The following is a 13396-nucleotide window of genomic DNA, read 5'->3' as shown; positions in this document are numbered from 1 at the left end:
AAGCAAATGCGCCACACGTTATAGTCAATGACCGGATCGGAAAGAAAATGTTGGGTTTCGGAACGCTTACCAAGAAGATTTTCGGCACGCCGAACGACCGCAAGGTCAAGGCAACCCGCCCATTGGTGGAGCAGATCAACGCGCTGGAGCCTGAGTTTGAAAAACTGACCGATCAGGGTCTGATCGACAAAACGGCGGAGTTTAAAGAGCGTGTCGCAGGTGGTGAAAGCCTAGACAAAATCCTGCCCGAAGCCTTTGCCAACTGCCGTGAGGCGGCGAAACGGGCCCTGGGTCTGCGCGCCTTTGACACCCAGCTGATGGGCGGCATATTTCTGCATCAGGGCAACATTTCGGAAATGAAAACCGGTGAAGGTAAAACGCTGGTTGCGACCTTCCCGTCCTACCTGAACGCACTGACAGGCCGTGGTGTGCATATCGTCACCGTGAATGACTACCTTGCCAAAAGAGACGCCGAATGGATGAGCAAGGTCTACACCGCCCTTGGCATGACCACCGGCGTTGTCTACCCGCAGCAGCCCGAAGGCGAGAAGCGCGAGGCCTACGCCTGTGACGTGACTTACGCCACCAACAACGAGCTGGGCTTTGACTACCTGCGCGACAACATGAAATCCGAACTATCGGAAATCGCGCAGCGCGATCACTATTTTGCCGTGGTGGATGAGGTTGACTCGATCCTCGTGGATGAAGCGCGGACGCCGCTGATCATCTCTGGACCGGCCGAAGATCGCACCGATATGTACATCGCAATCGACCAGATGATCCCTGAGCTGCAAGAAGAGCACTACACCATTGATGAAAAGACAAAGAACGTCTCTTTCACCGATGAAGGCAACGAGTTTCTTGAGGAACTGCTGCTGAAAAACAGCATCCTGCCCGAGGGGCAGAGCCTGTATGATCCCGAAAGCACCACAATCGTTCACCACGTGAACCAAGGCCTGCGTGCGCACAAATTGTTCACCCGTGACAAAGACTATATCGTGCGTGACGGCAACGTGGTGCTGATCGACGAATTTACCGGCCGTATGATGACAGGCCGCCGCCTGTCCGAAGGCCTACATCAGGCGATCGAAGCCAAAGAAGGCTGCCAGATCCAGCCTGAAAACGTGACGCTGGCACAGGTGACGTTCCAGAACTACTTCCGTCTCTACGACAAACTGGGTGGTATGACCGGCACCGCCGCGACCGAGGCAGAGGAGTTTGCCGAAATCTACGGTCTGGGCGTTGTTGAAGTGCCCACCAACCGTCCCGTTGCCCGTAAGGATGAAGACGATCAGGTCTACCGCACCGTGCGCGAAAAATTCGACGCCTCGGTTAAGACGATCAAAGAGGCGCATGCCAAGGGCCAGCCGGTTCTGGTTGGCACCACCTCGATCGAGAAGTCCGAATTTCTCAGTCAGCTGCTGACTGCCGCCGAGGTGCCACACAACGTTCTGAACGCCCGCCAGCATGAACAAGAGGCGCAGATCGTCGCCGACGCCGGCAAACTGGGCGCCGTGACCATCGCGACCAACATGGCAGGCCGTGGTACAGACATCAAACTGGGCGGCAACGTTGAGTTCAAGGTGATGGAAGCGATTGCCGCCAACCCCGAAGGTGATCACGCCACCATCCGCGACCAGATCGAAACAGCGCATGAGGCCGACGAACAGGCGGTCAAGGATGCAGGCGGTCTGTTTGTTCTGGCCACAGAACGTCACGAAAGCCGCCGCATCGACAACCAGCTGCGCGGTCGTTCTGGCCGTCAGGGGGATCCGGGCCGCTCGGTCTTCTTCCTCAGCCTTGAAGATGACCTGATGCGCATCTTCGGCTCTGAACGCCTGGACGCGGTGCTGTCTAAACTGGGCATGAAAGAAGGCGAAGCGATTGTGCACCCATGGGTCAACAAATCGCTGGAACGCGCGCAGGCGAAGGTCGAAGGCCGCAACTTCGACATTCGTAAGCAACTGCTGAAATTCGACGATGTGATGAACGAACAGCGTAAAGTCATCTTTGGCCAGCGCCGTGAGATCATGGAGGCTGCGGACCTGTCCGAAATCGTCAAGGACATGCGCGATCAGGTGATCGACGATCTGGTGGATACGTATATCCCGCCGAAATCCTATGCCGATCAATGGGATACCGAAGGTCTCTACGCCGCTGCGATTGAAAAGCTGAACCTGGATGTGCCGGTCATCACCTGGGGTGATGAAGAGGGTGTTGATGGTGACGATATCGCAGAACGCATGGAAGAAGCTGCAGATGCCAACATGGCCGAAAAGGCCGAAGCCTTTGGTGCCGACAACATGCGCGGCATCGAAAAGCAGGTTCTGCTGCAGACGATCGACGCCAAATGGCGTGAACACCTGCTTAAACTGGAACATCTGCGGTCTGTCGTTGGTTTTCGAGGCTACGCGCAGCGCGATCCGCTGAACGAGTACAAGACTGAGAGTTTCCAACTTTTTGAAACACTGCTCGACAGCCTGCGCGAAGATGTGTCGCAAAAACTGGGTCAGGTTCGCCCGATGACCGAGGACGAACAACGTGCCATCATGGAACAAATGATGGCCCAACAGGCACAGATGCAACAAGCAGCCGCCGCTGCGGCCCCCGCCCCGGCGGCTGGCACCGGCCAGCAACCGGCCGCTGAGCAACTGGCAGGTGAACCGCTGGTCGACGGGTTTGATGAAAACGACCCCACAACCTGGGGCAATCCCAGCCGCAATGATGCCTGCCCCTGTGGTTCGGGCAAGAAGTTCAAACACTGCCACGGGCGCCTCGCCTAATCGTGATGGCCTAACCGCCACGCCCCACAAAACGCTTATCAACAGGCGCGGTGTCCCCAAAGACTCCGCGCCTGTGCCATGTTTGTGCCCCTTTTGCCGCGTTTTATCAGGGTTGGGTTCTTCTGACCGGAGGCGGGACAATGACCAAGGCACTGACGAAGGAAACAAAGCAGACACAACGTTACCAGATGGCCGCCGTATCGCTGGCCATGGTTTTCGCTATCGGCTTCTTTATGCAAAATGGCACGACCGTTCAGGGCGTCTCCTCGGCAACTGTGCAAAATGCACAACAGACCGCTCGCTCTGATGCATTCGCCCTCACCGATATCACACTGACAGTTGGCGCCGCCGATCCGACTCCAGCGATTGCAGAAACGTCTGCGCCGTCCAAGCCCGTAAACCCCACTAAAAACATCGCCGAAACTTCCGGTGCGCTGCAACTGGACCAGTTGGTCAGCACCGCCCCGTTTGAGGATCTGGCGCCCCCCCTTCTGGAGGTTGAGGATCGCGCCTGCGATCCCGCAATCACCCTGACGGCTCAGACAGGCGCGATGGTTCTGATCTCCCTCGACGCGCCCTGCCTGCCGGGTCAGCGCGTTACGCTGCACCACAACGGGCTGATGTTCACCCACCTCACTGATGCAAACGGTCAGTTGGTTGTGACTGCGCCCGCACTTTCAGACTCTGCCGTATTTATCGCTGATCTGGGCAATGGCGACGGCGCTGTCGGCCACGTCATGGTGCCAGATATGGGCCAATATGAACGCGCTGCCGCACAATGGCGTGGGGATCTGGGCATCAGCCTACACGCCCATGAATTCGGTGCCGGCCACGGCGAAGAAGGCCATGTCTGGTCTGGCGCCCTCAGCACAACCGAAGCGGAGGGCCAGATGATCCTGCTAGGGGACCGCGACCTGACCGAAAGCTACCGTGCGGAGGTCTACACCGTCCCCGTCACACGGGCCGAAAGCGGCAACGTCCAACTGTCTGTTGAGGCCGAAGTGACAGCCGCCAACTGCAACCGCGACATTCAGGCCGAAGCGATCCAATGGCATCCCAGTGGCCAGTTAGAGGTGCGCGAACTGTCGCTGGCTGTGCCGGGCTGTGACACGGTTGGTGACTTTCTGTTGTTGAAAAACCTGCTACAAGACCTGAAACTCGCCGCACGTTAAGCGGTGGAAACACCTCAGGCAGGGGCAAGCGGAATGGTTATTTTGCGTGCGGCGGTTTGCGCCGCACTTTTTCTTATCAGCGCGATGGTTCAAACCGTTTTGGCGCAGGACGTCACTTTGACATCGCCCGACGGCACTGTCGAAATCTCTGGCGATTTGCTGGGCTTTGATGGTGAATTTTACCGCGTTCAAACCCTTTATGGCGAACTGACCGTTGATGGATCCGGCGTCTTGTGCGACGGGCCCGCCTGCCCAAACCTGACCGATTACGTGGCGCGCCTGACCTTTTCGGGCTCCGAGACCATGGGCCGGTTGTTGGTCCCTGCACTGATCCAGGCCTTTGCCGACCGTCAGGGATATCGCGTGACCCGCACCCAGCCCAACACAAATGAACTGGTTCTGACGCTAGAAGATGCGGCCAACGCACGCTTCGTCGGTGTGTTGACCATTTTATTGGCCAATACGGATCAGGGATTTACCGATTTGCTGGCCAATGACGCGGACATCGTGATGGCCCAACGCGAAATGCGACCACGCGAACGCAGTGATGCGATGCTGGCAGGTCTGGGCGACATGCAGGATGCGCGCCGCGGCCGTGTTCTGGCGCTGGACGGATTGGTGCCAGTGGTGGCGCAAGACAATCCAGTCGCCAAAATCTCTACTCCGAAACTGGCAGCGATACTGACAGGTCGGATCACCAACTGGTCCGATTTGGGCGGGCCCGATGCACCTATCACACTACACCTGCGCAACGAGAGCGCGGGCATATGGCAAGTGGTGGTGGATCGTCTTTTGCGCCCCGCTGGTGGAACACTGACCGAAGGTGCGCTGCGCCACATCAGCGATCAGGCACTGGGCAAAGCCGTGGCACAGGACCCCTTTGGTCTGGGGCTGATCAGCGCCAGTGCGGCAGGCGCGAACAAAACACTGGGCCTGACTGGCGCCTGCGGGTTCAGCCTGCTGGCCGATCGATTGAGCCTGAAAACCGAAGATTATCCCCTGTCTGCACCGATGTTCCTGTACCTGCCCGCCCGGCGATTGCCGAAACTGGGCCGTGATTTCATCCGTTTCACCCGGTCTGATGCTGCGCAGTTGGTCATTCGCCGCGCTGGCCTGACTGATCAGGCACCCGAAGAGATTGCGATCCGCGACCAAGGTGACCGTTTTGCCAATGCCATCGCCCAAGCAGGACCAGAAGTCGGACTGAAGGCGCTGCAAACCATGGTATCCGATCTATCCGATCGCAAACGTCTATCTCTGTCTTTCAGGTTTGAAGCGGGGTCGGCGCGCCTGGATGCGCAATCACGATCAAACGTCGCCCTTCTGGCGCAGGCCTTGGAGGCGGGACAGTACGATGCCCGTGACCTGTTGTTTGCAGGTTTCAGCGATGGCAATGGCGGCGCGGCTGCCAATCAAAGGATCGCCGAAAAACGGGCGGGCGCGGTCCTGCTGGCTGTGAAGCAGGCGGCAGAGACGGCAAACCTAGAACAGCTGACACTCAATGCGCGGGGATTTGGCGAGGCGCTGCCAATGGCCTGTGATGACAGCGCCTGGGGTCGCCAGGTGAACCGTCGTGTTGAGGTTTGGGTGCACTAACGGCCCCACGTTACAACAAACCTTCGCTGCGAAAGGAAACCTCCTGTGATCTGCCGATGATCAGGTGATCATGCAGCGTCAGGTTCAGTGCCTGCGCCGCCAATGCAATCTGCTGCGTCATGTCGATATCAGCTTGTGATGGCGTGGGATCGCCGGAGGGGTGATTGTGTACCAAAATAAGAGCGGATGCGTTCACCTCTAGAGCGCGTTTCACCACCTCGCGCGGGTAGACAGGCACGTGATCAACGGTGCCCTGCGCCTGCGCCTCATCTGCGATCAGCACGTTTTTGCGATCCAGATACAGCACCCGAAACTGTTCCGTATCGCGGTGCGCCATTGTGGTGTGACAATAATCCAGCAACGCCTCCCAGCTGCTAACCACCTGCCGTTTCAGCACCCGCGCGCGGGACAGACGATGCGCGGCAGCCTCCACCACCTTTAATTCACATATGACACCGGGACCGACACCGTCCACTTCCCGCAAACGGGGGATGGGGGCGGACAGCACATTGTTGAAATCACCGAAGGTGTTCAACAGGCGATAGGCCAGCGGTTTCACATCCTGACGCGGGATGGCGTTGAACAGGACCAATTCCAACAATTCGTAATCCGGCAACGCGTCCGAACCACCGTCCAGAAATCGTTTTTGCAGGCGTTTACGGTGCCCCTGAATATAGCTGGGCTGTTTCGGCGCCTTAGGCTTCACAACAGGCGCATGCACGCGCGATGCGTGATCAAACAGCGGAAAAGGGGATTCGCCTAGCTCTCTCATACGCTCCACATTGGCGCAGAGTGGTTAGCATCTGGTTAATCGCCCCGAACAGCCACCTCAGACGGCCCAGTCCAGCACCTCTTTGAGGTCGGGGATCACATCCGCGGTGCCTGCACGGGTAACCATCAGCGCCGACGCCTTGATCGCCAGCTCGGCCGCTGCCAATAACGGCGCACCACGATCCAGCGCGGCGAGGAAATAGCCGGTGAACGTATCACCCGCGCCGGTGGTGTCGACCACCGCAACCTCCGGCGCAGGAATGTCCTGCGCCGCCCAGCCCGCCGCTTGATCATACAGTGTGCAGCCCGCCGCGCCCTTGGTCACCACGACAGTCTGTACACCCAGATCTGCTGGCCCCTGTCCTGTTGCGGCGCTCAACTGGGCCATCTCAACTGCGTTCAGAAACAACAGATCGACCTGCGGCAGCACGGCACGGGTTGCCTCTGCCTCAAATGGAGCTGCGGCGTAGGCGACGCGCAGGCCCAGTTTCACTGCTGTATCAGCGGCAAAACTTTGGGCATTTGTTTCGTTCTGCATCAACAAGGTATCACCCGGCGTGGCCTCTGTCAGGGCAATACCAATCTGGTCTGTCGGGATGGTCACATTGGCACCGGGGTGCACGATGATCGAATTCTCACCGCTTGGGTCCAACATGATGATGGCATGACCTGTAGCATCGACACTGGTGGCGATCTGGCGCGTATCAACACCGTATTCCAGCAGGCGTTCTACAGCCCAACCCCCATCGCGTCCAACCGCGCCGATATGGGTCACACGCGCACCAGCACGGGCCGCTGCCACGGACATATTCGCGCCTTTGCCGCCCAGACCCGTGGTCAATCCGCCGCTGAGGATCGTTTCACCGGGGGCGGGAATATGATCGAGCCGATAGAAGTGATCCGCATTGATCGATCCGAGGTTCCAGATTGCCATGACGTGCCTCCATTTGGCGCAAGATGGCGTAGAATGTGGATCAAAGGCAAGAGCGCGCTAAAGCCCGTAAGGGCCGCGCCAGACCCTCCCCCAAGGGAGGGAGCGCTCAACAGAAAACGCCCGACGGATCACTCCATCAGGCGCGTTAATCCTATTTATTTGCAGTCGCTTAGCCTACTTTACAAGACGCCAGAACCGCCATGTTCAGGATGTCGTTGGCGGTAGAGTTGGTCGAACAAATCTGGATCGAGTTGTCGATACCCGCCAAAATCGGGCCAATCACCGTGGCCCCTGCCATTTCCTGCATCAACTTAACCGAGATCGACGCCGAGTGGCGCGCAGGCACCACCAGCACGTTCGCAGGACCGCTGAGGCGCTGGAATGGATAGGCTTCCTGCGCGGTGGTGTTCAGGGCCACATCGACGGTCATTTCGCCCTCGAACTCGAAATCCACGCCGCGTGCTTCCAGAACCTGTGGCGCGATATGCATTTTATTCGCACGTTCCGAATCCGGATAGCCAAAGGTGGAGAAGCTGACGAAGGCCACGCGCGGCTCCAGCCCCATGTGACGGGCCACATCGGCAGACCTCTCAGCGATCGTCGCCAGATCCTGCTCGTCCGGCCATTCATGCACCAACGTATCGGCAATCAGCACGATTCGACCCTTGTGCAACAGCGCAGTTACACCCACAGCCCCATGCGCCGCATCGGCGTCGAAGACGTGGTTGATCAGCTCCATCACATAGGCGGACTTGCGCGTGGCACCGGTGATCAGGCCATCCGCATGCCCATGCGCCAGCATCAGAGATGAAAACACATGGCGGTCACGGCTGGCCAGACGATGCACGTCATGACGGTCAAACCCTTTTCGCTGCAGACGCTTATAAAGGAAATCCTTATACTGGTTCAGATGACGAGAATTGGCGGCATTGACCACCTCCAGCTCGCGCACCGCGTCGCCCATACCGGCCGCTTCCAGCTTGGCCTTCACCTCTGCATCTCGACCCACCACAAGCGCCTTACCGAAACCGGCGCGCTGATACTGCACGGCAGCACGCAGCACACGGGGATCATCCCCCTCAGCAAAGATCATCCGCGCCTGCGCTTTGCGGGCACGGGCGTGAATGCCACGCATCACGTTGGCCGTCGGATCCATCCGCGATTTCAACGACAGCTCATAGCCATCCATATCAATGATCGGACGACGGGCAGCACCTGTGTCCATGCCTGCCTTGGCCACACGCGGTGGGATCATGTGGATCAAACGCGGATCAAAGGGTGTAGGAATAATGTAATCACGACCAAAAGACAGCGACTTGCCATAGGCCATGGCCACCTCATCCGGCACGTCCTCACGCGCCAGTTCGGCCAGCGCTTCGGCGCAGGCGATCTTCATTTCATCATTGATAGCACGGGCATGAATATCCAGCGCGCCACGGAACAGATAGGGGAAGCCAAGGACATTGTTCACTTGGTTCGGATAGTCTGATCGACCGGTGGCCACGATAGCATCAGGACGCACAGCATGCGCTTCCTCAGGCGTGATCTCAGGGTCAGGGTTCGCCATAGCGAAGATCACAGGATCCTCTGCCATAGCCTGCACCATTTCCTGTGTCACCGCACCCTTCACCGACACGCCAAGGAAAACGTCAGCACCTTCCATCGCCTCTTCCAGAGTGCGCAGTTCAGTCTTTACCGCATGGGCCGACTTCCACTGGTTCATACCTTCGGTACGACCTTGATAGATAACGCCTTTTGTATCGCACACGATGCAGTTTTCGTGCCGCGCGCCCATCGACTTCAACAGTTCGATACAGGCGATCCCCGCCGCCCCTGCCCCGTTCAGGACGATTTTCACATCCTCAATCTTCTTACCCGACAGATGCAGCGCGTTGATCAGGCCCGCGGCGCAGATCACCGCTGTGCCGTGCTGGTCATCATGGAACACGGGAATGTCCATCTCTTCCTTGAGCTTCTGCTCAATGATAAAACACTCCGGCGCTTTGATGTCCTCTAGGTTGATCCCGCCAAAGGTCGGGCCCATCAGCTTCACCGCCTGAATGATCTCATCCGGGTCTTCGGTATCCAGCTCGATATCGATGGAGTTTACATCGGCAAACCGCTTGAACAGGACCGATTTACCCTCCATCACCGGTTTCGATCCCAAAGCACCCAAATTACCCAGACCCAACACTGCGGTGCCGTTGGAAATCACCGCGACAAGGTTGCCCTTGTTGGTGTAATCATAGGCCAGTTCAGGGTTTTCCGCGATCGCCTCACAGGGGACAGCAACGCCCGGCGAATAGGCCAAGGACAGGTCCCGCTGGGTGGTCATCGGAACGGTTGCGGTCACTTCCCACTTGCCAGGGGTCGGTTCCAAATGAAAGGCCAGCGCCTCACTTGACGTAATTTTCTGCTTTGTCATGGCGGTTTTTCGTTCCGAATATTACTCTATTACAGGGTTGCATACAGGTTGCCGCGACGGGCCTCAACCACCGTCGGGATGCTTTTCCTAGAAATCCGACATTTCTTGACAATATTGCGCCATCCGGCACCGCTCTATTGCCCCTTTCGCCCATTCCCCCCACCGCTTATTGTCAGCGCCAAGATCAAGCGAACCCAGGGGGACATGGGGTGGCCGGGGCCAAAGCAGCAGTAACGCCAATGATGGCGCAATATCTGGAGATTAAGGCAGCACATGAAAGCGCGCTGTTGTTCTACCGGATGGGCGACTTCTATGAGATGTTTTTTGACGACGCGGTCGCGGCGGCAGAGGCCTTGGATATCGCCCTGACCAAACGCGGCAAGCATGACGGCGAAGACATCCCCATGTGCGGCGTCCCCGTTCATGCCGCCGAAGGCTACCTGCTCACCTTGATCCGCAAGGGATTCCGTGTCGCCGTCTGCGAACAGATGGAAAGTCCCGCAGAAGCGAAAAAGCGCGGTTATAAGTCGGTGGTAAAACGCGATGTGGTGCGCCTGGTCACCCCCGGCACACTGACTGAGGATTCTCTGCTAGAGGCACGGCGCCACAACTATCTGGCTGCATATGCCACCGTACGGGATGAGGCGGCGCTTGCGTGGGTCGATATTTCGACTGGCGCGTTCCATGCGATGGCACTGCCATCAGTACGGCTGGGGCCGGAACTGGCCCGCTTGATGCCATCAGAACTAATTTTGTCCGAACAGTCAGACGCGAATTTAGCTGAAATAGTCTCTGAATCTGGCTCTGCCATCACACCATTATCTCGGTCTGCATTTGACAGCACGTCGGCGGAAAAGCGGCTGTGTACGCTATTCTCTGTCAGCTCGCTGGACGCGTTCGGACAGTTTAATCGCGCCGAAGTATCCGCAATGGGCGCCGTCGTGGAATATCTGGAGATCACCCAGAAAGGCAAACTGCCGCTGCTGCAAAAACCCGTGCGTGATGCGCAGGCACGGGTGATGCAGATTGATGCCGCCACCCGCCGTAATCTGGAACTAACGCAATCCATGTCCGGCGGCCGTGCCGGATCGCTGCTGGCCGCGATTGACCGCACTGTTACGGCTGCTGGTGCACGCCTGCTGGAACGGCGTCTGTCCAGCCCCTCACGGGTGCTGAATGTCATTCACGATCGACTGGCAGCAGTCGATTTTGCGCTGGAACAGTCTCGATTCTCGGCCAATTTGCGCGATGATCTGCGCAAGGTGCCAGACCTTGATCGCGCCCTATCGCGCCTTGGTCTGGACCGTGGCGGTCCCCGCGATCTGGCCGCGATACGCAACGGTCTGGCGCAGGCCGCACAGATCCACGAACCGCTAACCGCCACCGCCCTGCCCGACCTGTTGCAGAACGCCGCTGGCGCCCTCATCGGCCATGACGCGTTGATAGACCTGTTGGATAACGCACTGATCGCGGAACCGCCTCTCTTGGCACGTGACGGCGGATTTATCGCGCCAGGGTTTCACGTGGAGCTGGACGAAGTACGCACCCTGCGGGATGAGGGCCGCTCCGTCATCGCCACAATGCAATCCGAATATCAGGAACTGACCGGCATCTCTTCCCTGAAGGTTAAACATAACAACGTCTTAGGCTACTTTGTGGAGGTCACGGCAACCCACGCGGACAAGATGCTGTCCGAACCGCTGTCCGACACGTTCAAGCACCGCCAGACCACCGCAAATCAGGTCCGATTTACCACCGTACCGCTGTCAGAAATGGAAACAAAAATCCTCAACGCCGGTGGCCGCGCGTTAGAGATTGAGAAGCGACTGTTCGAGGATCTGCGTCAGGCCATTCTGTCCCACGCCGATCACATCAACGTCGCCGCCCGCGCGCTGGCAGAACTGGATCTGGCCACAGCCCTTGCCGATCTGGCCCGAGCTGAGGATTGGGCCAAGCCAGAGGTAGACGATAGCCGCACCCTACAGATCAGCGGTGGCCGCCATCCGGTTGTAGAACTGGCGCTGCGCAAACAAGGCGGCGCGCCGTTCATCGCCAATGATTGCGATCTGGCGGACGGATCCGCCGGCGCCGATATCTGGCTGCTGACCGGTCCGAACATGGCGGGTAAATCAACCTTCCTACGCCAGAACGCGCTGATTGCCCTGCTGGCACAGGTCGGCAGCTATGTACCTGCACGGTCTGCAAAAATCGGCATCGTTAGCCAGTTGTTTAGCCGCGTTGGCGCCTCTGACGATCTGGCGCGGGGGCGCTCTACCTTTATGGTGGAAATGGTCGAAACCGCCGCAATCCTCAATCAGGCTGATGATCGCGCACTAGTAATATTGGATGAGATCGGCCGCGGCACCGCGACCTATGACGGCCTGTCGATCGCATGGGCGACACTGGAACATCTACACGACGTGAACCAGTCCCGTGCCCTATTCGCGACGCACTACCACGAAATGACCAACCTCGCCGAAAAGCTCAAAGGCGTAGACAACGCCACCGTCGCGGTGAAAGAGTTTGACGGAGAGGTGATCTTCCTCCACGAGGTGCGCAAAGGCGCAGCGGATCGCAGCTATGGCGTGCAGGTGGCCAAATTGGCCGGTCTGCCCGATGCGGTTGTTGCCCGCGCCCGCGTGGTGCTGGACGCCCTGGAAAAAGGTGAACGCGAAGGTGGCAAGAAGCAGGCGGTCATAGATGACCTGCCCCTCTTCTCCGCCGCGCCGCCACCGCCGCCCCCGACAGCCACAAAAGGCCCATCCGAGGTGGAGGAGCGTCTTAACACCATCCTGCCCGATGATTTGTCTCCACGCGAAGCGTTGCAGCTAGTTTATGAACTGAAAGAGCTGACAAAGAGCTAAATCGTCTAAAAACGGTGCTAGGATTTTTCCATCGAAACAGGCTCTAAGGCCCTTATTTTAAGTGGTTTAGAGACTATTTTTCGATTTTTTGCAGGCTCTCTCGTCGATCTCATCCGCGCGGCTCGTGTGATTGCACCTTAAGATCCAAATCTCAGCCCCAAAAATAGCCACGAAAAAGGGCGGCCTCCAAACTGATGCCGCCCCTTTCAAAAATCAAAAATACGCACTCATCGACGCCTGCCAGAATCGGCGCGCGTGAGATGGGCGAGATCAGCCAGCCATCGAGCTGACGCCAACCTGCGCCGGACGCAGCAGGCGGTCGTGCAACATGAAGCCCACGGCGGATACCTGAATGATCTCCCCCGCCTTGGTGCCGGGCACCGGTGCCTCGAACATCGCTTCATGTTCGTTCGGATCGAACTTGTCACCCACCTCGGGTGCGATCACTTCGATACCGTGCTTCTTGAAGGTGTTCTTCAGCTCGCGCAGGGTCAGCTCCAGACCTTCCAGCATCGCGCCCATGGCTTCGCGCTGTTCTTCGCTGATCGCATCCATCGCGCGTTGCAGGTTATCGTAAACCGGCAGCATATCACGCGCCAGTTTCGAGCCACCGTATTGCTCTGCCTCACGGCGCTGTTTGTCCGCGCGCTTGCGCGAGTTTTCAGCGTCCGCCAAGGCCCGCATGAACCGATCACGGAAATCGTCACGCTCGGCGCGCAGCGCCTCCAGCTCGTCTGCTTCTTCTTCCAGCTCCAGCGCCGCGTCTTCGGCCAGCTCTTCCGCTTCCAGTTCGGCTTCGCTGGTCTCGATATCGTCGAGGAATTCGTCTTCTCTAGGCATGTGCCACCTTT

8 protein-coding genes are annotated in these 13396 nt (G+C 58.3%); 4 read left to right on the top strand and 4 right to left on the bottom strand.

The features are described from left to right. The first annotated feature begins 47 nt into the window (after window positions 1–47). The 3 genes from secA to MHM86_RS10385 all read left to right on the top strand — a co-directional run bounded on the left by secA (window position 48) and on the right by MHM86_RS10385 (window position 5551). On the top strand, window positions 48–2783 hold the full coding sequence (gene secA / locus MHM86_RS10395) for a preprotein translocase subunit SecA (protein ID WP_239198879.1): 2736 nt from the start codon (window positions 48–50) through the stop codon (window positions 2781–2783). A 140-nt stretch (window positions 2784–2923) separates the two neighbouring features. Then, window positions 2924–3955, top strand: coding sequence for a hypothetical protein (locus tag MHM86_RS10390; RefSeq protein ID WP_239198876.1), 1032 nt, complete (start codon window positions 2924–2926; stop codon window positions 3953–3955). Window positions 3956–3988: 33 nt separating this feature from the next. Then, window positions 3989–5551 (top strand): phosphate ABC transporter substrate-binding/OmpA family protein, encoded by a 1563-nt coding sequence (locus MHM86_RS10385; RefSeq protein WP_239198873.1) that lies wholly within the window; start codon window positions 3989–3991, stop codon window positions 5549–5551. A gap of 10 nt (window positions 5552–5561) precedes the next feature. Here MHM86_RS10385 and radC read toward each other — a convergent pair whose 3' ends face one another. The 3 genes from radC to MHM86_RS10370 all read right to left on the bottom strand — a co-directional run bounded on the left by radC (window position 5562) and on the right by MHM86_RS10370 (window position 9681). Continuing rightward, window positions 5562–6323, bottom strand: coding sequence for a DNA repair protein RadC (gene radC, locus MHM86_RS10380; RefSeq protein WP_239198870.1), 762 nt, complete (start codon window positions 6321–6323; stop codon window positions 5562–5564). Between the two features lie 57 nt (window positions 6324–6380). Beyond that, entirely contained in the window at window positions 6381–7256 is an 876-nt protein-coding gene (locus MHM86_RS10375; RefSeq protein ID WP_239198867.1) for a PfkB family carbohydrate kinase, read from the bottom strand. Between the two features lie 169 nt (window positions 7257–7425). After that, on the bottom strand, window positions 7426–9681 hold the full coding sequence (locus MHM86_RS10370; protein ID WP_239198864.1) for an NADP-dependent malic enzyme: 2256 nt from the start codon (window positions 9679–9681) through the stop codon (window positions 7426–7428). Between the two features lie 239 nt (window positions 9682–9920). On the opposite strand from MHM86_RS10370, the gene mutS reads away from it, so the two are divergent. Continuing rightward, a complete protein-coding gene (gene mutS, locus MHM86_RS10365; RefSeq protein ID WP_239199656.1) occupies window positions 9921–12545 on the top strand; it encodes a DNA mismatch repair protein MutS in 2625 nt (874 codons plus the stop codon). Between the two features lie 270 nt (window positions 12546–12815). On the opposite strand, the gene MHM86_RS10360 is transcribed toward mutS, so the two are convergent. Then, window positions 12816–13385: a nucleotide exchange factor GrpE gene (locus MHM86_RS10360; RefSeq protein WP_239198861.1), complete on the bottom strand. Its 570-nt coding sequence runs from the start codon at window positions 13383–13385 to the stop codon at window positions 12816–12818. Window positions 13386–13396 lie beyond the last annotated feature (11 nt).

Origin of the sequence: Thalassobius sp. Cn5-15 (assembly GCF_022347685.1) — a bacterium.
Lineage (GTDB): Bacteria > Pseudomonadota > Alphaproteobacteria > Rhodobacterales > Rhodobacteraceae > Thalassobius.
The sequence above is the reverse complement of the archived record's forward strand: the minus strand, read 5'-3'. Positions and strand labels throughout refer to the sequence as shown.

Coding starts and splice junctions, on each gene's coding strand:
- secA (WP_239198879.1), top strand. CDS start 48: ATGTTGGGTTTCGGAACGCTTACCAAGAAGATTTTCGGCACGCCGAAC.
- MHM86_RS10390 (WP_239198876.1), top strand. CDS start 2,924: ATGACCAAGGCACTGACGAAGGAAACAAAGCAGACACAACGTTACCAG.
- MHM86_RS10385 (WP_239198873.1), top strand. CDS start 3,989: ATGGTTATTTTGCGTGCGGCGGTTTGCGCCGCACTTTTTCTTATCAGC.
- radC (WP_239198870.1), bottom strand. CDS start 6,323: ATGAGAGAGCTAGGCGAATCCCCTTTTCCGCTGTTTGATCACGCATCG.
- MHM86_RS10375 (WP_239198867.1), bottom strand. CDS start 7,256: ATGGCAATCTGGAACCTCGGATCGATCAATGCGGATCACTTCTATCGG.
- MHM86_RS10370 (WP_239198864.1), bottom strand. CDS start 9,681: ATGACAAAGCAGAAAATTACGTCAAGTGAGGCGCTGGCCTTTCATTTG.
- mutS (WP_239199656.1), top strand. CDS start 9,921: ATGATGGCGCAATATCTGGAGATTAAGGCAGCACATGAAAGCGCGCTG.
- MHM86_RS10360 (WP_239198861.1), bottom strand. CDS start 13,385: ATGCCTAGAGAAGACGAATTCCTCGACGATATCGAGACCAGCGAAGCC.